Annotated in this window: 17 protein-coding genes; 15 read left to right on the top strand and 2 right to left on the bottom strand. The window is 35.4% G+C overall.

Features of this window, described 5'->3' with window-relative positions; all coding sequences use genetic code 11:
• Positions 1–5: 5 nt before the first annotated feature.
• The 12 genes from LUA91_RS02145 to LUA91_RS02090 all read left to right on the top strand — a co-directional run bounded on the left by LUA91_RS02145 (position 6) and on the right by LUA91_RS02090 (position 13022).
• Positions 6–521, top strand: coding sequence for a hypothetical protein (locus LUA91_RS02145; protein ID WP_231424307.1), 516 nt, complete (start codon positions 6–8; stop codon positions 519–521).
• Between the two features lie 285 nt (positions 522–806).
• Positions 807–2423 carry a CTP synthase gene (locus LUA91_RS02140; RefSeq protein WP_231424306.1) on the top strand — a complete coding sequence of 539 codons (1617 nt, stop codon included), beginning with the start codon at positions 807–809 and terminating at the stop codon, positions 2421–2423.
• A 20-nt stretch (positions 2424–2443) separates the two neighbouring features.
• Entirely contained in the window at positions 2444–4243 is a 1800-nt protein-coding gene (yidC, locus tag LUA91_RS02135; RefSeq protein ID WP_231424305.1) for a membrane protein insertase YidC, read from the top strand.
• Between the two features lie 196 nt (positions 4244–4439).
• Positions 4440–5240 (top strand): hypothetical protein, encoded by an 801-nt coding sequence (locus LUA91_RS02130; RefSeq protein WP_231424304.1) that lies wholly within the window; start codon positions 4440–4442, stop codon positions 5238–5240.
• 25 nt (positions 5241–5265) lie between these two features.
• Positions 5266–6219, top strand: a complete 954-nt coding sequence (locus LUA91_RS02125; RefSeq protein ID WP_231424303.1) for a helix-hairpin-helix domain-containing protein — start codon at positions 5266–5268, stop codon at positions 6217–6219.
• Between the two features lie 39 nt (positions 6220–6258).
• Positions 6259–7260, top strand: coding sequence for a hypothetical protein (locus LUA91_RS02120; RefSeq protein WP_231424302.1), 1002 nt, complete (start codon positions 6259–6261; stop codon positions 7258–7260).
• 3 nt (positions 7261–7263) lie between these two features.
• A complete protein-coding gene (locus tag LUA91_RS02115) occupies positions 7264–7806 on the top strand; it encodes a DUF4131 domain-containing protein (protein ID WP_231424301.1) in 543 nt (180 codons plus the stop codon).
• Complete coding sequence (locus LUA91_RS02110) at positions 7773–9035, top strand: ComEC/Rec2 family competence protein (RefSeq protein ID WP_231424300.1); 1263 nt, start codon at positions 7773–7775, stop codon at positions 9033–9035. The genes LUA91_RS02115 and LUA91_RS02110 overlap by 34 nt, the downstream gene beginning before the upstream one ends.
• Before the next feature lie 3 nt (positions 9036–9038).
• Entirely contained in the window at positions 9039–9272 is a 234-nt protein-coding gene (locus LUA91_RS02105; RefSeq protein ID WP_231424299.1) for a hypothetical protein, read from the top strand.
• A gap of 1 nt (position 9273) precedes the next feature.
• Positions 9274–10050: an enoyl-CoA hydratase/isomerase family protein gene (locus tag LUA91_RS02100; RefSeq protein WP_231424298.1), complete on the top strand. Its 777-nt coding sequence runs from the start codon at positions 9274–9276 to the stop codon at positions 10048–10050.
• A gap of 22 nt (positions 10051–10072) precedes the next feature.
• Positions 10073–10756, top strand: coding sequence for a hypothetical protein (locus tag LUA91_RS02095; protein WP_231424297.1), 684 nt, complete (start codon positions 10073–10075; stop codon positions 10754–10756).
• 94 nt (positions 10757–10850) lie between these two features.
• Positions 10851–13022: a S9 family peptidase gene (locus LUA91_RS02090; protein ID WP_231424296.1), complete on the top strand. Its 2172-nt coding sequence runs from the start codon at positions 10851–10853 to the stop codon at positions 13020–13022.
• A gap of 221 nt (positions 13023–13243) precedes the next feature.
• Here the strand turns inward: LUA91_RS02090 and LUA91_RS02085 are convergent, their stop codons facing one another.
• Positions 13244–13954: a DUF3307 domain-containing protein gene (locus LUA91_RS02085; protein WP_231424295.1), complete on the bottom strand. Its 711-nt coding sequence runs from the start codon at positions 13952–13954 to the stop codon at positions 13244–13246.
• Positions 13954–14565 carry a SatD family protein gene (locus LUA91_RS02080; RefSeq protein ID WP_231424294.1) on the bottom strand — a complete coding sequence of 204 codons (612 nt, stop codon included), beginning with the start codon at positions 14563–14565 and terminating at the stop codon, positions 13954–13956. The genes LUA91_RS02085 and LUA91_RS02080 overlap by 1 nt, the downstream gene beginning before the upstream one ends.
• 153 nt (positions 14566–14718) lie before the next feature.
• Here LUA91_RS02080 and LUA91_RS02075 point away from each other — a divergent pair, with 153 nt between their 5' ends.
• The 3 genes from LUA91_RS02075 to LUA91_RS02065 all read left to right on the top strand — a co-directional run bounded on the left by LUA91_RS02075 (position 14719) and on the right by LUA91_RS02065 (position 20076).
• Positions 14719–15774 (top strand): ligase-associated DNA damage response exonuclease, encoded by a 1056-nt coding sequence (locus LUA91_RS02075; RefSeq protein WP_231424293.1) that lies wholly within the window; start codon positions 14719–14721, stop codon positions 15772–15774.
• Complete coding sequence (locus LUA91_RS02070; protein WP_231424292.1) at positions 15771–17360, top strand: ATP-dependent DNA ligase; 1590 nt, start codon at positions 15771–15773, stop codon at positions 17358–17360. Before LUA91_RS02075 ends, LUA91_RS02070 begins: the two co-directional genes overlap by 4 nt.
• A 238-nt stretch (positions 17361–17598) precedes the next feature.
• Positions 17599–20076 (top strand): ligase-associated DNA damage response DEXH box helicase, encoded by a 2478-nt coding sequence (locus LUA91_RS02065; protein WP_231424291.1) that lies wholly within the window; start codon positions 17599–17601, stop codon positions 20074–20076.
• The last annotated feature ends 4 nt before the right edge of the window (positions 20077–20080 follow it).

The following is a 20080-nucleotide window of genomic DNA, read 5'->3' as shown; positions in this document are numbered from 1 at the left end:
AACTTGTGATAAAACAAATTACTTTCAGTTTATCTATTACTTTTCTCTCCTGGATTATTGGGATGATTATTAATGCCTTCCTGATAAAAACACCTTTCTACAAAGAAAAATTAACAAATCTTAATTTTGTGAAGACCAAAAAGCTTAACAAATTAATGGGTATTGGAGTAATTAAATGGATTATAAAAAATACGTTCTTTAAGTTTTTTAATCCAAAACTTAGAATGAAAAGTAAAATTGATCAAAATGAGTTGAGGGTTTTACGCTACGAGATGACCCTTGCTGAAGTAAATCATCTGATTGCATTTGCTGCAGTGGTTATTTTTGCATTGGTTATGGTTTTTAAAGAGAAATATATTTTGGCTTTAGTTATGATGATTGTGAATATGCTGATGAATTTATATCCATCATTATTGCAGCAAGAAAATAAAAGACGGCTTAATAAATTGGAAAGGATAATGAATTCAAAACATTTTAGTGATGTGACAACGGAAGATGAGCGCACAGAAATTGTTAATTAAACCTGGTTGCAGCGGTATCCTTTTTTGTTGCGCTACCATTAATTACCACTGCAGAAAGCAAAAAAGATATAGCGAAAAACAGGACTGACATTAATTATAAACACAGGTTTGGCTTTCCAAAATCTCAATAATTTCAGTTCTTTTCTGGTTAATTTTCTGATAAACATTACATTATCATATTTAAAATATCTAAATTTTAAATCAGCAGAAACGAGGAATTTTCTTACCTTTGTATCCCGTACAAAAAGCGGCAATATTTACCATTTGCCGCAAAAAATCACAAACATGACTAAGTATATTTTTGTTACGGGCGGTGTTACTTCCTCATTGGGTAAGGGCATCATTTCCGCATCTTTAGCTAAACTTTTACAGGCACGTGGCTACCGTGTAACCATTCAAAAATTCGATCCGTACATTAATATCGATCCAGGAACACTGAATCCTTATGAGCATGGCGAATGTTTTGTTACTGAAGATGGTGCCGAAACCGATTTGGATCTTGGTCACTATGAGCGTTTCTTAAACGTTCCAACTTCGCAAGCAAATAACATTACTACAGGTCGTATTTACCAGAACGTAATTAATAAAGAACGTAAAGGCGAATATTTAGGTAAAACCGTACAGGTTGTTCCGCACATTACTGACGAGATTAAACGCAACATGCGCATTTTAGGCGAAAGTGGCGAGTATGATATCGTAATTACAGAATTGGGCGGAACCGTTGGAGATATTGAATCTTTACCTTTTATTGAAGCCGTTCGCCAGTTTAAATGGGAAGAAGGCAGTTCGAATGCAATTGTGATCCACTTAACTTTAGTACCTTATTTGGCGGCTGCAGGTGAATTAAAAACAAAACCAACTCAACACTCTGTTAAGGCATTATTGGAATATGGTATTCAGCCAGATATTTTAGTTTGCCGTACTGAACATCATATTTCTGCTGAGATTAGAAAAAAAATTGCACTTTTTTGTAACGTTAACATCAACGCCGTAGTCGAATCGATGGATGCATCTACCATTTATGATGTGCCTTTGTTGATGATGAAAGAGCAGTTGGATAAAACAGTGTTAGCGAAATTGAAATTACCAACTAAAAACGAACCAGATATGGAAAGCTGGAAAGAGTTTTTAGGACATTTAAAAAACCCTACTGCTGATGTAACTATTGGCTTGGTTGGTAAATATGTAGAATTACCTGATGCTTATAAATCGATTATTGAATCATTTGTGCATGCAGGTTCAAAAAATGAATGTAAAGTTCGTGTTGAATATATCCATTCGGAAGGTATTTTCCCTGACAATGTAAAAGAAAAATTGGGTCATTTGCATGGGGTTTTAGTGGCTCCAGGTTTTGGTAGTCGTGGTATTGAAGGAAAAATTGATACGATTAAATATGTTCGCGAAAATAATATTCCTTTCTTCGGAATCTGTTTAGGTATGCAATGTGCGGTTATCGAATTCGGACGTAATGTTTTAGGCTTGAAAGATGCACACACAACTGAAATTGAAGCTGATTCTAAAAATCCTGTGATCAACATGATGGAAGAACAGAAAAATATTGTAAACATGGGTGGCACGATGAGATTGGGCTCATATCCTTGCGATATTAAAAAAGGAACAAAGGCATTTTCTATTTACGGTAAAGCGCACATCAATGAGCGTCATCGTCACCGTTACGAATTCAATAACGATTATTTAAAACAATATGAAGCGGCTGGAATGATTGCTTCTGGAATTAATCCGCAAACTAATTTAGTCGAAATTGTTGAGCTTAAAAACCATCCTTTTTTCGTGGGCGGACAATTTCACCCAGAATTAAAATCAACAGTTGCAAATCCTCACCCACTTTTTGTTAAATTTGTCGCCGCTGCGATGGAGTTTGCGAAAAAGAAAACGAATTAAAAGCAGTACAAACAAATATAATGGATAGAAATACCTTTACAGGATTATTCCTGATTATGATCATCTTGGCAGGATCATTCTACTTTTTTGGGCCAAAAGACGCTGAAATAAAAAAAGAAAATGCCAGAATCGACTCCATAAAAAGAGCCGACTCCTTACAGAAAGCTGGAATTAAACCAGTTCAAAAAGACACTGCTGCTGTAGTTGCTACTCCACAGGTAGATTCACTTGCACTAAAAGGTCCGTTCGGATCTGCAATTAATGGAACTGAATCAAGTACCGTTTTAGAAAACGAAAACTTATTAATTAAGTTGAGTAATAAAGGTGGTAGAATTTCTTCTGTTGAGGTTAAGGGTCAGAAAACTTATGCTGGTAAACCATTAATTTTATTTGATGGTAATGCTAACAAATTTGGTTTAACATTAAATGCAGCAGGTAAAGTAGTTAATACCAACGATTTATACTTCACGCCTACTAAAACTGGAAATACAGTTACCATGCGTGCAAACTATGGCGCAAATGCTTACGTAGAATATGTTTATGATTTAAAGGCAGCAAGCAATAAAGTTGGTTTTAACATCAATTTAGTTGGTTTGCAACAAGTAATTGCTGGTAACAACATTGCTTTAAACTGGCAGACCATTTTATTACAACAAGAGAAATCTTTAGAAAGTGAGCATCGCTATTCTGCACCGTATTACAAATATGTGGATGGTGATGTAGATCATTTAAGTGTATCCAAAGATGAAAAAGAAGAATTAGGTAAAGGCAAAATACAGTGGTTTTCTTTTAAGCAACACTTTTTCTCGGCAACTTTAATTGCGAAGGAAGGATTTGAAAAAGGAAGTTTAGAAGTTAAAATTCCTACAGCTCCTGGTCAGGTAAAGTTTTATGATGCCAATATGCAATTGCCTTATGCGCATCTTGCAAACCAGGGATATAGCATGGAATTTTACTTCGGCACAAACAAATTCTCTGCTTTAAAAGATCAAGGTTACGATTTAGAGAAGCAAGTAGATTTAGGGTACTGGCCATTAAAATACATTAACCGTTTCATCGTATTACCTGTATTTAATTTCTTAAACAATTTCGGCTGGAACTTCGGTTTAATCATTCTTGTTTTAACGATTTTATTAAAAGTTGCGCTTTCTCCGTTAACATATAAGTCATATTTATCTATGGCTAAAATGAGGGTTTTAAAGCCTGAGATGGATGAAATCAAAGCAAAGGTTGGCGAAGACAACCCAACCTTGGTGCAACAGGAATATTTGAAACTTTATAAAAAAGCTGGTGTAAATCCTCTTGGTGGATGTTTACCAATGGTTTTACAATTACCACTGGTGATGGCTTTCTTCTTCTTCTTCCCTAACCTTTTCGAATTGCGTGGAGAAAGTTTCTTATGGATGAAAGATTTATCAACTTATGATGAGTTTATTAAATTTGGATTTAAAGTTCCATTTATTGGCGATCACTTAAGTTTAATGTGTGTTTTGATGACGGTTTCTACCTTAATCATGACTTACTTTAACAATCAGGTTTCTGGAGCAACTGGCCAAATGAAATACATCGGTTATATCATGCCAATTATTTTCTTAGGTGTTTTGAACAGTTATCCGGCTGGTTTGAATTATTACTATTTCTTAGCCAACTTAATGACTTTCGGACAGCAGTTCTTAATCCGTAAAATGGTGGATGATGATAAGATTCATGCTTTGATTCAACAAAATAAAGCTAGACCAGCTGATGAAAAAAAGAAAAAATCTAAATTCCAACAGCGTTTAGATGATTACATGCGTCAGCAACAACAAGCTAAAAAATAATTTTAGTTTTAATTAATAAAGAAACCTCGATTGTTTATAACATCGAGGTTTTTTAATTTATGAGATGCCATACATCTTCAGAATTAAAAATAAATTGTGGAATAATAATAATTATCGATTCTGATTTAATTTCACTAAATTAGGATAACCAAACACAATACTCCCTATTATTTATTTACTGGTTTAACGCCCTCAAATGAAGATATGGAATGTATTGTTAATCTCCCTTACTCCTTTTTATTTATTTGCTCAAAACAGTTTGGGCCCGAGGCTTACTGCTATGGGCAACAATGGTGCGGCCATTACCGATGTATGGTCTCTACAGGCAAATCCATCAGGCATTAGCTCGCTTGAGAAACCAACTGTTTCCTTAAATTATATCAAACACCTTTTTAGCAATGCGATTAGTACCCAAGCCTTAGTTGCTGTTGTTCCATTTAAAAATAATTTTGTTGGTGCCAGTTTTCAGCGATATGGCCTTGCAGAATACAACGAAAGCAAAATTGGTTTTGCCTATGCCAAGAAGTTTGGCAATAAATTATCCATCGCTCTAAATGGAAATTACCACCAACTCAAAATTACTAACTATGGTTCATCAGCAGGTTTTTCTATAGATGTTGGTGCACTTTATCAACTCGATAAAGAATTTACTTTTGGTGCATTTGTAAGTAATCCATCGAAACAAGAGTTTTCCAATAAAGATGTATTAATGGAAATTCCGACTTCATTTAATATTGGGGCCAGTTATTTAGCATCCGATAAAGTTTTAATAGCCACATCAATTAGTAAAACACTTAATCAATCTATCGATGTGAGCCTGGGCATTGATTATAAAATTATCGATTTACTGAGTTTACGCGGCGGCTTAAGTGCTAAGCCGTTTAAACAATATGCTGGTTTTGGCTTAAATTATAAAAAATTCTTATTGGATATGGCAACTACTTACGATGCCAATCTAGGTTATGCGCCTCAAATTGCAATCGGTTATGCGTTTTAGGTAAATAACATTCGCATTTGTAGTGATGGGTTTCATTGCAAACGCTCAAGTCGCCGAACAGGAAATTGATGTACGTGATATTTTGGAAAGTGTAGCCGAAAATCTTCCTGACGATTACGATATGACAGAGTTGATTGATGTATTGACTAGATATAGAAAACATCCAATAAACCTGTATAAAACATCACCAGAAGAATTGAAAACCCTGGTATTTTTATCGCCGCTGCAAATCAGTAATTTCTTTTCATACATTAAAGAAAATGGAAATTTTGCTGATGTTTTGGAACTTCAAAGCATTGATGGTTTTGATGTAAATACCGTACAAAGCCTATTGCCTTTTGTTACTTTAAAAGCAACAACTGAATACGAAAAGCTCACATTCAGAAATATGATTAATTTGGGCGAAAACGATCTAGTAATGCGTTTTGCTCAAACTTTGCAAAAGCAAAAAGGCTTTACCGATTTGCCTGGAAATAGGTATTTAGGATCTCCAGAAAGATTTCAAACCCGTTACCGCTATCATTACGGAACAATTGTTTCAGCGGCTATTACACTAGATAAAGATGCTGGAGAAAAATTTATTGGCAAACCATTTGATTTTTATTCAGGAAATATTGCGCTTTTTAAATTAGGTCGTATTAAAAAGCTAGTAGTTGGCGATTATACTTTGCAGTTTGGACAAGGCTTAACCATGTGGTCAGGTTTTGCTTTTGGCAAAGGACCAGATGTAACCAGTGTTGCAAAGAAAGATTTGGGTTTGAGACCTTACACTTCTGCAAATGAATATTCATTTTTAAGAGGCGCATCAGCAACAATTAATCTTTATAAAAATATAGACATCACTCCTTTCGTTTCTTTTAGAAATCTTGATGCCAGTCAGGATGTAGATTTCGATGGCAATCTGGTTCAGGCCACCATTAAACAAAGCGGTTACCACAGAACACCAACTGAAATTGAAAATAAAAATTCCTTAAGCTAGCAAATTTACGGAGCTGTTCTTCAATATACCAAAAACGAATTGGGTCTTGGTGCCATTGCCTATCAAAGTAAATATGGAAACAGTTTCATTACTCAAACTGCCGTTTACGATAGGTTCAGTTTTACAGGAAATTCATTGACAAATCTTGGTGCTTATTATAATTACACCTATAAAAATATTTATTTCTTTGGTGAGGTAGGGAAAAGTTTAAATAGTGGCCTTAGTTATGTTAACGGTGCCTTAATCAGTTTATCTCCAACGGTTTCAGCAGCTATAACTCACCGCAACTACGCAAAAGATTATCACAACTTTTTTAATCAGGCTTTGGCCGAGGCAAGCGAAGCGATTAATGAAAAAGGATTATATGCCGGTTTAAACATCACGCCTAATAAACGATGGGCATTTTCCATCTATGGCGATTACTTCCAGTTCCCATGGTTAAAATACCGAGTTGATGCCCCATCAAAAGGACATGAAATTTTAAGCCAGGCAGTTTACAGTCCGAGCAAGACGTTTAGAGTTTTAGCCCGTTTCAAAACCGAAAACAAACAGCAAAATACAGATTTAGATGTTCCAATTAACTTTTTAGATAATGTTAAGAAAGAGGGTTATCGAATTGAAGTAAGTTGGCAACTTAATAAAAAATGGAGCTTTCAAAATCGCGGAGAAATTTCTCAATATAAAAAAGGCGGTGCAAATCGAGAATTCGGTTACTTGATTTATCAGGATATAGATTACTCTCCAATGTTTTCCAAAATCACTGGAAATCTGCGAATTGCTTATTTCGATACACCTAGTTACAATAGCAGAATTTACGCCTATGAAGATGATGTACTGTACAGTTTTGCATTCGGAATGTATAGTGGCAAGGGTTTCAGAACTTATTTAAACTTGAAATACAACCTGGCAAAAAAACTTAATGTTTGGGCCAGATATGCCATGTTCATTTACAAAGATGTAGAAACTGTTGGAACCTATCTCGATGAAATACAGGGTAATAAAAAATCAGAAGTAAAAATACAGTTGAGGTATCAATTTTAAGATATGTTTAAAGCAGAATATATTTTCGCCAGGATTTTACTTCCCCTCTTAATTGGAATTGGAGTATTCTATTACTTTCCTACAGAAAATAATATATTGATTTTGTTAACGGCATCAGCACTAATTTTTCTTTCCATTTTAATTATCAATATCACATATAAAAAATTTAAAGCTTACCAATTTAAAGGTATAACAGGCGGTTTGATATTCACATTTTTTTTCGTTTTCGGCGGGTTACTTTGCCTTTTAAATAACGAAAAACTCAAATCTGATTATTTCGCAAAAAAGAATTACACTTATTTAAAAATCTGGGTTAATGATGAACCTGAACAAACCAACGATATTTTAAGGTTTAATGCAAGAGTGGTTTCAGGTTATGAAAACTCAAAACAAATTAATTTAAGCGGACAATTATTGCTGGCTTTGAAAGTAGATAGCATCCATCCTATGATTTTAAGCACTGGTTGGCCAGCAAAAATGTTTATGAGCAAACGTTTATTAACCAAAATCATTTGCTTAAAACCAATCGAAATATTGGAAATCTGATTATTAAATTCGCTTTAGATTTAAGAGAAAAACAGGTTGCGAAATATCGAAAGCACATTAAAAACGATGAAGCTTTTGCTGTAGCTTCTACACTCATTTTAGGTTACCGTGCCGATTTAAGTAAAGAAACTTTGGCTGCCTATTCCAAAACAGGAACCATACATGCGCTATCCGTTTCTGGTAGCCATGTGGCGATAATTTTCTTTGTATTAGATGTTTGCCTTACTTTTCTAGATCGAAAACGATTCCTTAAAATATTTAAATTTATTTTAATCTGTAGCCTAATATGGAGCTATTCATTAATTACAGGTCTATCGCCATCTGTCGTTCGGGCAGCGATTATGATTAGCATTTTCATTACGGCCAAAACTTTTGCCCGAAATAAAAACAGCTACAATACTTTAGCTTTCGCTGCATTTTGCCAACTAATTTACAACCCATTTTTAATTTGGGATGTTGGTTTTCAACTTTCATACATCTCTGTTTTTGGATTAATTTATCTCCAACCAAAGATTTACAAATGGATTTACGTTAAAAACAAATGGCTAAACAAAGTTTGGGAATTGGTTGCGATTTCTTTATCGGCTCAATTAGTTACGGTTCTCCTTTGTATTTATTATTTCCATCAATTTCCTGTGTATTTTTTATTAGGAAATTTGTTCATCTCTATTCCACTTTTATTGATTATGATTTTAGGAATCGCGGTGTTAGCGCCATTTCTGGATATTATGTTTCCAATTTTCGAATGGATAATTGTTACTACAAATTTGGTTTTAAAATGGATTGCTGATTTACCATATTCAACATTTTCTTCAGTTTGGATTAATTTAACTGAAATCATTCTATTGAGTTTGGCCCTGGGTTTCTTTGTTTACGCATTGGCAAAACTCAACAAGAAATTCCTCTTTGCTTCGCTTTTAACATATATTGGATATACCTCTATTATAACTTATGATGATTGGAACGCTGTACATCAAAAGAAAATTATTTTTTTCACTTTAAGAAAAAATTATGCAGCAGCTTTTATTACCGGACATGAGGCGATATTGTTAACCGATTTATCGAAAGATGATAGAAATTATCAGTTTTTTATAGAACCTGCTTTGGAGCAATCTCAAATTGGTAACATCAATTTTATAAGTTTAAAACAGGATACTGTTTTGCACCATTTTGTTAAAAAAGCTATTCAAATCGCGTTCAATAATTATAATATCCTGTTAATTGATTAAAATATGAACTATAAAAATTTAGCTGTATCAGGAACGTTTGCTAGCATTTGGTTAACAGGAAACAGTAAGTTCAAAATTGAAAGTCTTCCAAAAGAATTAAAATGTAGAAATGTAATTATTGATGCAACTAACAAAGATTATAAAATTGCAGCGTTTAAAACTTTTGCAGAGAATAATAAAATTGAACCACATGTTTTAAAGAAAAATCGTGCATATTTGGTTTACCTAACCCAATAATATGGAAAACTTGGTTTTGTATAGTGTGGAAGAAAGAGTTGCCACAATAACCATCAATAGACCTGAAAAACGTAATGCATTAAATCCACAGTTAATTGCAGAATTAACAGAAACTTTTATTCGAGCATCAGAAGATGACAGGGCTAAAGTTATTTTACTTAAAGCCAACGGTGGTTCATTTAGTGCGGGTGCTGATTTGGAGTATCTTCAACAATTACAAAATAATACCTTTGAAGAAAATGTTGCCGATTCTAATAATCTTAAAAAACTTTTCACTACAATTTACTACTTACCAAAAATTGTTATTGCCCAGGTTGAAGGTCATGCTATTGCCGGGGGCTGTGGTTTAGCTACAATTTGCGATATTGTTTTTGCCACTCCCGAAAGTAATTTTGGTTATACTGAAGTTAAAATTGGCTTCGTTCCTGCTATTGTATCCTGTTTTTTAAAGCAAAAAGTAAACGAAACCATTGCCAAAGAGATTTTATTAACAGGTAAAACTTTCTCAGCAGAAAAAGCGCTTGAATATAAGTTGATAAATTTTGTAACAAATTCATCAGAAATTCATCAAACAGTTAAAGAATTTGCTTTAAGTTTGTGTAATGAAAGTTCAGGAAATTCGTTAATGATTACGAAACAACTGATTAACCAAACTACAAATCCGCTTCTTGAAAAAAGCCTTGAGTTTGCAGTACAAATAAATGCTAGGGTTAGAGAAAGCGAAGATTTTAAAAAAGGTATTTCAGCATTTTTAAACAAGGAAAAAATTAACTGGTAAACAACTAAACTTAAATAAAAACATGTTAAAATCAATCAAAACTAGCGTTGTCGCTTTAATCTTAGTTAGCGGTGCAATAATCGCTCATGCGCAAAAGAAAATTGCTGAAGGTACGCTTACTTACGGCTTAGAATATAAATTAACCGACGAACAGAAATCTGCAATGGGCGGTCAGGAGCCACCTGCAGAATTGAAAGTTAAATTCAATAATGGGTTAACAAAAATCGAAATGGAGCAAGGTCCTGCTTTAATTGGTATCGTATCTGATAACAATGAAAAAACTGGTTTATTATTAATTGATGTGCCTATTGCACAGAAACAATTTGCCGTAAAACAATCAAAAGAAGATGTTGAAAAAGCAATGGGAGCCATCGCTAAATTTTCTGATTTCAAGGCCACTGGCGAAAAACAAACCGTAGCTGGCTACAATGCTGAAAAATATACATTTAAAGATGATAAAGGTGGTGCTCACGTATTATGGGCAACTAAAGATATCGAACTTCCAAATGTAGGTGCTCAAAATTATTTTCCAGGTTTAGGCGCATTTCCAGTAAAATATACAATGGTTCAACGTGGTATTGAAACTACAACAACTTTAAAATCAATAGCTGAAGGTAAAGTTGGTGCAATTTCTAAAGAAGTTCCTGCAGGTTACGAAGTTGTAACGATGGATGAATTGATGAAGATGCAAGGTGGTGGCGAATAGCTAACTTATAACTTACAATCAAAGGCTTTTTAACTGCCGGCTTTTATTTAAATTAGCCCAAAAGTTAAAAAGCTTTTTTTATGACTAATTTTCTATGATAAAAAATTTATTGATCAAATTATCAATTGCCTGCATAGCCATCTGCTCGCTTGTTGATGCAAAGGCTCAAGGCATAAACTGGGCAAAGGATGGTAACTCCTATTATCAGATTACCAGTGGGGAAATCGTTTCGGTTACGCTTCCTAAAAATGATAAAAAAACAATTATAACCAGAGCACTCCTAACTCCTTCGGGCAAAGATGCACCCATTGCAGTTCGTAGTTTTCAATTATCTGCCGATGGAACTAAAGCACTAATTTATACCAACAGCAAAAAAGTTTGGCGTTACGATACACGTGGCGATTACTGGGTGGTTGATTTAACTGCTAACAAAATCAATCAAATTGGAAAAGACAAACCTGCATCGTCATTAATGTTTGCTAAATTATCTCCCGATGGAACAAAGGTTGCTTATGTAAGTAAACACAATTTATACGTTGAAAATATCGACGGTACTGGCTCCAAAGCTTTAACTACAAACGGAACCGATCGAATGATTAACGGAACTTTTGATTGGGTGTATGAGGAAGAGTTCGATTGTAGAGATGGTTTTAGATGGAGTCCTGATGGAAAATCAATTGCTTACTGGCAAATTGATGCAACCAAAATCAAGAATTTCCTGATGATAAATAATACCGATTCCATTTATCCTTATACCATTCCTGTCGAATATCCAAAAGTTGGCGAAAATCCATCGGCCTGCAAAGTTGGTGTGGTTGATGTCGCAACTGCGAAAACCAATTGGTTAAATGTTCCTGGCGATAATATCCAACATTACATCCCTCGTATGCAATGGGTACCAAATAGCAACGAAGTTATTTTACAGCAATTAAATCGTGAACAAAATGAAAGTATTGTTTTCATTTGTGATGCTGCCAGTGGAACTGCAAAAGCAATTTATACCGAAAAAGCTAAAGCCTGGATTGATGCCCAAGACGAATGGAAATGGTTAAATGATAATAAAGAATTTACCATCACATCTGATAAAGATGGTTGGAATCATTTGTATAGAATCAGTCGCGATGGCAAAAAGGAAACTTTGGTAACCAAGGGAAATTATGATGTGGTTGATGTAAAATTAATCGATGATAAAAGTAATTACTTATATTTTATTGCATCGCCAACTAATGCAACACAACGTTATTTATACAAAACCAAATTAGATGGAAAAGGCAAATTGGAGCAAGTTACGCCATCCATCCTGCTTCCGGGTACGCATAGTTACGATATTTCACCGAATGCAGCATTTGCCCGCCACTCTTATAACAGTTCAACCGTAAGACCAGTTACCGAATGGATGAACTTTACTACGGGTAATCCTTTCACAATGGATGGCAGCATTACCACACAACTATCAAAGCAAGAAGCGCCCAAAAACAAAGTTGAGTTTTTTAAAGTAACTACTGAAGATGGTGTGGAATTAGATGGTTGGATGAAAAAACCAGATAATTTTAATCCAGATAAAAAATATCCTGTTGTATTTTATGTATATGGCGAGCCGGCCTCTCCAACAGCTTCTGATACTTATGGAGCCGGCAGAAACTTTTTATACGCAGGCGATATGGCTAAAGATGGATACATCTATATTTCGATGGATAATCGTGGTGCTCCTGTTCCAAAAGGTGCTGCCTGGCGTAAAGGTATTTACAAAAACATTGGTGTAATTAATATCCGCGACCAGGCAATGGCGGCGAAAAAATTATTGGCAACAAACTCATTTATGGATAAAGATCGTGTTGCTGTTTGGGGCTGGAGTGGCGGTGGTTCATCAACTTTAAACTTGATGTTTCAATACCCGGAGATTTATAAAACAGGAATTTCAATTGCTGCAGTAGGCAATCAACTAACTTACGATAACATCTATCAGGAACGTTATATGGGCACTCCTTTTCCAAGTAAAGAAGCTTACGTTAAGGGTTCGCCAATTACTTATGTCAAAAACCTGAAAGGAAATTTACTTTACATTCATGGTACCGGAGATGATAATGTTCATTATCAAAATGCCGAAATGTTAATTAACGAATTGATTAAAAACAAAAAGGTTTTCCAGCTGATGAGCTATCCAAATCGCACCCACAGTATTTCTGAAGGTGAGGGAACCAGCGAGCATTTATCACTTACTTACACTAAATTCTTGAAAGATAATTGTCCTCCGGGAGCGAGATAAATTTTTAAAATATTTGAAAAGCAATTACAGCGGGGAATCGGTTTCGATAGCCCCGCTTTTCATTTTAATATTTTTATGTAAAGTTACTAACGCTCCACAAGCCTTTGCTAATTAGAGTTAGTAACTTTCAAAACATAAAAAGTATTATCATTTCAATCGGGTTTAAAATGCAGTTGCTGCGCTCCTATTAAAGTTTGCTTAGCATAAAGCCACAGATAAATTTACTTAACCAAACCTAAAATCATTAACGAAATTACAATCGCAATTCCGAAACTTAACAAAGTGCCAATCAATACATACTCTGTTAATTTCAAGTCGTGCGCCTCTTTTAAATCGCCAAAACGAAAAATTGATTTGGCTGCCAACAAAAACCCAACAGCTTCAAAATGATTGGTGAGTATAAAAACAAAAATTAATACACGTTCTAAAATTCCAATGTATTTTCCTGCATTTTGCAACGATTTCGGACTTTCATCATCACTTTCAGGCAACCACTTTGCAATAATTACTTTCATAATAATGGAGGTTGGCATTGTTAAAAACAAAGCACCTGATATTAAAATCCATGTTTTCGTTTCGTTTATAAAACTAATATCTAAATAACCTTTGTAGAAAATATGCCAAACCAATATAATCGAGCTGAAGTGAAAAGCTTGGTCTACAAAAAACAAAATTCTGGCATTTTTCTTAGTTTGAAATATCGATTTCAACGCATCGATTATTAAGTGCAATACACCAATTGATAAGGCTACTTTCCAAACATCAAAACTTAAGAAAATCACAAATATCAAAACCACATGAACCAAAACATGAAGGTATAATTTGCCTGATTTTAACTTCTTTCTTTCCTTATCCTTAACCCACGAAGTAGGTTGAAGAAAAAAATCTCCTATTAAATGAGCTATGATGATTTTGATTAAAAAGATTTCCATTATTTAGAAAGTATTTGGTTCAGTTTTTTACGGTATAGCTTATCCATTTCCATCAATTCAGAATAATGAGCCCGTTTTAAAGCTTCACTTACAGATGATTGCGTTCTACCGGAAATGGCCGCTAGTTCACTTTGCAATATATTTTCATTTTCTAATGCCAGTTTAACCATTTCTGCAGCCACTATTCCCCAGCTATCCATTGCAATTAAAGATAACTTTATTAAAACATTAATTTCTTCATCAAAATCAGGAAAATCAGTTTTGAGCGCTAAATTCACTTTAGCTTGTTTCAGGCTATCAAAAGCGGCTCCAGAGTTAATAAAGGCATCTCCACTCGATTCTGAAAGCTTTTTACGCTTACTTTTTACATCTCCGATTCCAATCCCCATCCGTACATCGGCAGGTTTATTTATTCTGATACAGGCTTTTAAGTAAGCAGCAGTTTTAATTGCATCTTCGGATTCTACCTCTACCTGAAAACTATCGCCGCGATAAATCTCCCATTTGCTGTTTTGCCCTGAAACTACTTTTAAAGCATTTTTTAAGCTTAGCAACCAACTATCTTTTATCTTTCTTGAGCCTACAATATCGCCTGTTATAATGCAAATCATAATACAATATCGTACTAATAAATTACATTTCAAAAATTATCGGGTAATTAGCCGATATTTCAATTTATCGGGTAATTAGCCGATATTTCAATTTATCGGGTAATTAGCCGATATTACTTTAAAACTTATGCCAAGATTTATTGTTTAGTAGTCATGGCATTAATCGAATTTACCAAAAGAGGCATCTATTGCAAGCAGGGCGATTTTTATGTAGACCCATGGTGGCCTGTAGATTATGCCGTAACCACCCATGGCCATAGCGACCATGTGCGTTTTGGCAACAAGCATTACCTCTGCCATACGCTCACAAAACCGATAATAAAAAGAAGGATAAGCGAAGATTTAGATGTAGAAACGCTTAATTATGGCGAAAGTATTGTTCGTAACGGCGTTAATATTTCCTTTTATCCAGCAGGCCATATCATTGGTTCGGCACAGGTTAGGTTAGAATATAAAGGAGAAATTTGCGTAATATCAGGCGATTATAAAACTGAAGATGATGGCATCAGCGATGTTTTTGAACCTGTAAAATGCCATTCATTTGTTTCGGAAAGCACTTTTGGTTTACCTGTTTACAAATGGCAAAAGCAAGATATCGTTTTTGATAAAATTAAAAATTGGGTAAATGATAATATTCCACAACAGAAAACAAGTGTATTGATTGCTTATAGTTTGGGTAAGGCACAACGCTTAATTAAAAATCTTGCAGGCAACGTTCCGATTTACGTTCACAATAGTATTGCAAACTTAAATGAAGTGATTATTAATGCAGGTGTCAACTTGCCTGAAACCATCCGAATTACACCCGAAACTACCAAAGATGAATTGCAAAAAGGAATTGTAATTGTGCCACCAGCCATGCGTGATAGCCGATGGATTAAAAATTTATCTCACCCTGTTACTGGGATTTGTTCTGGTTGGATGCAGGTTCGTGCACACCGCCGCTGGCAAAGTGCCGATGCTGGTTTTGCCTTGAGCGACCATGCCGATTGGACTGGTTTAATGGATGCCATTACCACAACTGGCGCAGAAAAAGTTTACGTTACACATGGCTTTACAGCAGCTTTTAGTCGGTTTTTAAATGATGAAGGCATTGAATCAGAAGAAGTAATGACCAAGTTCGGCCAAGAAGATGATGAGGAAAATAAAGTTGATTTGGCTGATGCTGAAAATACCAATACTGAAACCGAAAATCAAAAATCAGTATGAAACGATTTGCCAAGCTAATTCAACAGCTCGAATTGAGCAATAAAACCAACGATAAAATCGCGGCATTGGTTGATTATTTTAACTATGCCGATGACAAAGATAAAATTTGGGTAATCGCTTTATTTACAGGCAAAAAACCAAGGCGACCAATTAAATCGGCATTATTAAAATATTGGGCGATAGAAATTACACAAACGCCAGAATGGTTGTTTTCTGAAAGTTACTCGAATGTTGGCGATTTAAGCGAAACCATAGCCTTACTCCTGCCGCCTGCCGAACAAACATCTGACTTTCAATTACATAAATGGATTGAAAACTTGCACGATTTAGAGGGAAAAGATGACGAAACAAAAAAGAATTTCATTTTAAATGCCTGGAATACACTTGAAACACAAGAACGTTTTATTTTCAATAAACTCATTTCTGGGAATTTTAGAATTGGGGTTTCAAATAAAATGTTGGTAAATGCCTTGGCCAAGCAAAGCAGTTTGGATAGCGCTCAAATTATGCACAGCATTATGGGTAAATGGAATCCTTATGAAATTACATTTACAGAACTGATTAATGGCCTCCATGTAAATACTGATAATTCTTGGCCATATCCTTTTTGCCTGGCTTATGCTTTAGAACAAGAAACTGAAAAACTGGGCGATATTTCTGAATGGCAGGCAGAATGGAAATGGGATGGCATTCGCGGACAAATTGTAAAGCGAAACGGCGAATTGTTTATTTGGAGCCGAGGCGAAGAATTGGTAACAGAACAGTTTCCCGAACTTCATTTTTTAATTGATATTTTGCCTGACGGTGTGGTTATAGATGGCGAAATACTAGCAGTGCAAGATAAACAGGTTTTGTCTTTCAGTACTTTGCAACAACGCTTAAACCGTAAAACCATCAGTAAAAAACAGCTGGAAGATGCGCCTATTGGTTTCTTTGTTTACGATATTTTAGAATTTGAGGAGAACGATTTCCGTGAGCAACCCCTAAACGAAAGAAGAAAAGTATTAGAACGATTAATTGGCGGCTTGGATGAAAGTGCAGTCATTCTTTCGCCAGTAATACATTGCAATACCTGGGAAGAACTGGCAGAGTTAAGGCAAACTTCACGCTCTATCAATAGTGAGGGCATTATGCTCAAAAAATTAAGTTCTCATTACCATAGTGGCCGTAAACGTGGCGATTGGTGGAAATGGAAAATCAATCCTTACACAGTAGATGCGGTTATGATTTATGCTCAAAAAGGTAGCGGCCGAAGGGCAAATTTTTTTACCGATTATACTTTTGCTGTTCGCGACGGCGAAAACCTGGTTACAATTGCAAAAGCATATTCTGGCTTAACCGACAAAGAAATTAAAGAGGTAAATTCTTTTGTAACTAAAAATGCCATCGAAAAATTCGGACCTGTAAGAACGGTTAAACCAGAACTTGTTTTCGAAATTGCGTTTGAAGGTATAGCAGAAAGCAAACGACATAAAGCAGGTTTAGCGCTCCGTTTTCCACGAATTTTACGTTGGAGAAAAGATAAAAAAGCAGCAGAAATTAATACATTGGAAGATTTGCGGCAGTTGCTTGCATCGACAATGTAAGGCACTAATTTGAAAAGTTTATTTTACTTAGGTTTACCTTACTATTTTAAACCCGACAGACGCGGAAATACTTTTTTGGTGCAATATTAGTCATCCGATTAATATCTATAATGGCGTGAGTATTCACCTGATGACCTAAATACTGCTTAAAAAGATTGCAGCAAATGGCGGGACTGATGCAGCCGAAGAATTACTGAAATTGCTTTTCAAATTTAAAATATAGAAATTACAATTATACATGGACCAAACAAAAACCAAAGGCTACAAAAAAATTAAGCAATGGCTTAAAGCCAATGGTCGCAAGCCGTTTAAATTTCAGGAAGACGCCTGGCAAAATTACCTGAATGGATACAGTGGTTTGGTAAATGCACCAACTGGTTTCGGAAAAACGTTCTCTTTATTTTTGGCTGTTGCTATCGAAGCCTTAAACGCATCAGAGGCAAGCAACAAAAAAGCCAAAGACCGTTTGCAGTTAATTTGGATTACTCCACTCCGCTCATTGGCGAAAGATATTGCCCGAGCCATGCGGGAAACCTTACTGGAACTCGAATTGGATTGGCATGTTGGCGTAAGAAATGGTGATACTTCGCAAGCAGAGAAAGTACAGCAGAAAAAATCAATGCCAGAAATCTTGCTGATCACACCCGAAAGTTTGCATTTATTATTGGCACAAAAAGGGTCATCAACATTATTTAAAAACCTGAAATGTATTGTTGCAGATGAGTGGCACGAGCTTTTAGGAAGTAAACGGGGCGTACTGGTTGAACTTGCTGTTTCTCGGATAAAAGGGTTGCAGAAACTGGAGAAAAATCAGTTTTTAAGAGTTTGGGGTATTTCGGCAACCATTGGAAATATAGAAGAGGCTTTAGATGTTCTGGAACCCAATGAGGAGGCCAAAAGAATCATTATCAAAGCTGATTTAGAGAAGAAAATAATTATAAAATCCATCATTCCTGATGATATTGAAACCTTGCCTTGGGCAGGGCATTTGGGATTGAAACTGGCTTACAAATTACTTCCAATTATAGAGAAGAGTAAAACCACTTTGATTTTTATTAATACCCGAGGACAATCGGAAATGTGGTATCAGCATTTATTAAATATCGAACCTGAGTTGGCAGGAAGAATTGCGATACACCATGGTTCGATAGATTTCGAACTTAGAAATTGGATTGAAGATGCATTGCACACTGGTCAGTTAAAAGCCGTTATTGCCACTTCTTCGTTAGATTTAGGCGTTGATTTTAAACCTGTAGATACCGTTGTACAGGTTGGTTCGCCAAAGGGAGTGGCCAGATTTTTACAGCGTGCGGGTCGCTCGGGACATTCACCTCGCGAGGTTTCGAAAATATACTTTTTGCCAACACATGCCTTGGAATTAGTTGAAGCTGCTGCCATTAAAGAAGCCGCTAAAACCAATAATATAGAAAGCAGAGAACCTTTCATTATGGTTTTCGACACATTGGTTCAGTATCTGGTTACGCTTGCCATTGGCGATGGTTTTGATGATAAAGTTATTTATGAGGAGATCAAAAATACACATGCTTTTAAAATGATTTTACCCGAAGAATGGACTTGGGTAATGCAATTTATCACATCTGGTGGAGATAGTTTGGGCGCCTACAATGAATTTAAAAAGGTTACCAAAGATGAAGATGGATTGTGGAAAGTTAAAAGCCGGCAACTGGCTATGCGGCATCGCTTACACATTGGTACCATTGTGAGTGATGCCATGCTAAAAGTAAAATTCCTTTCTGGCGGTTATATCGGAATGGTTGAAGAATATTTCGTTACCCGCTTAAAAGCCGGTGATAATTTTAGGCTGGCTGGCAGGGTACTTGAATTTGTGCATGTTAAAGATATGACCGTAATTGTTCGGGTGAGCAAACAGAAAAATGCAATCTCGCCAAGTTGGAATGGTGGTCGGTTGCCATTATCTTCAAACTTGGGTTCCGTTCTGCGTAAAAAATACAATGAGGCACTAAATAAAACCCATCAGGATGAAGAACTGGATTCTGTTTATCCTCTATTTTTATTACAACAACACCGTTCTCACGTGCCAAGAAACGATGAATTATTAATTGAACTTATTAATAATAAAGAAGGTTTTCATCTTTTCGCTTATCCATTTGAAGGACGTTTGGTTCACGAAGTTTTGGCGGCTTTGGTAGCATACCGATTAAGTAAGCTTTTACCAATAAGTTTTTCGATAGCAATGAACGATTATGGTTTTGAACTATTGAGTGAAACTGAAATTCCAATGGATGAATCTATCGCTTACGAAGTTTTTTCTCCAAAAAACCTTACTGAAGATATTACGCTGAGTATTAATTCTACTGAAATGGCAAGAAGAAAATTCCGTGATATTGCCTGTATAGCAGGTTTGGTTTTTCAGGGTTATCCAGGGAAATATGTTGCCAATAAACATCTCCAGTCATCTGCAGGTTTATTTTTTAATGTTTTTAGTGATTACGATAAACATAATTTACTTTTGCGCCAAGCTTACGATGAAGTATTTTATCAGCAGCTCGAAGAACCAAGATTGGCCGCTGCATTGGAGCGTATTCAAAATAGTACCGTAATCATTACCAATCCGAAAAGTTTTACACCCTTATCGTTTCCGATAAAGGTTGATAGTTTGAGGGAAAATATGAGTTCGGAAGAGTTGGAACAGAGAATTGCAAGAATGAAAGCGGAATCGGAGAAGTTTAAATAGTAAC

Source organism: Pedobacter sp. Leaf250 (assembly GCF_920984735.1).
GTDB lineage: Bacteria > Bacteroidota > Bacteroidia > Sphingobacteriales > Sphingobacteriaceae > Pedobacter.
This window is presented reverse-complemented; position numbering and strand designations above follow the sequence as displayed.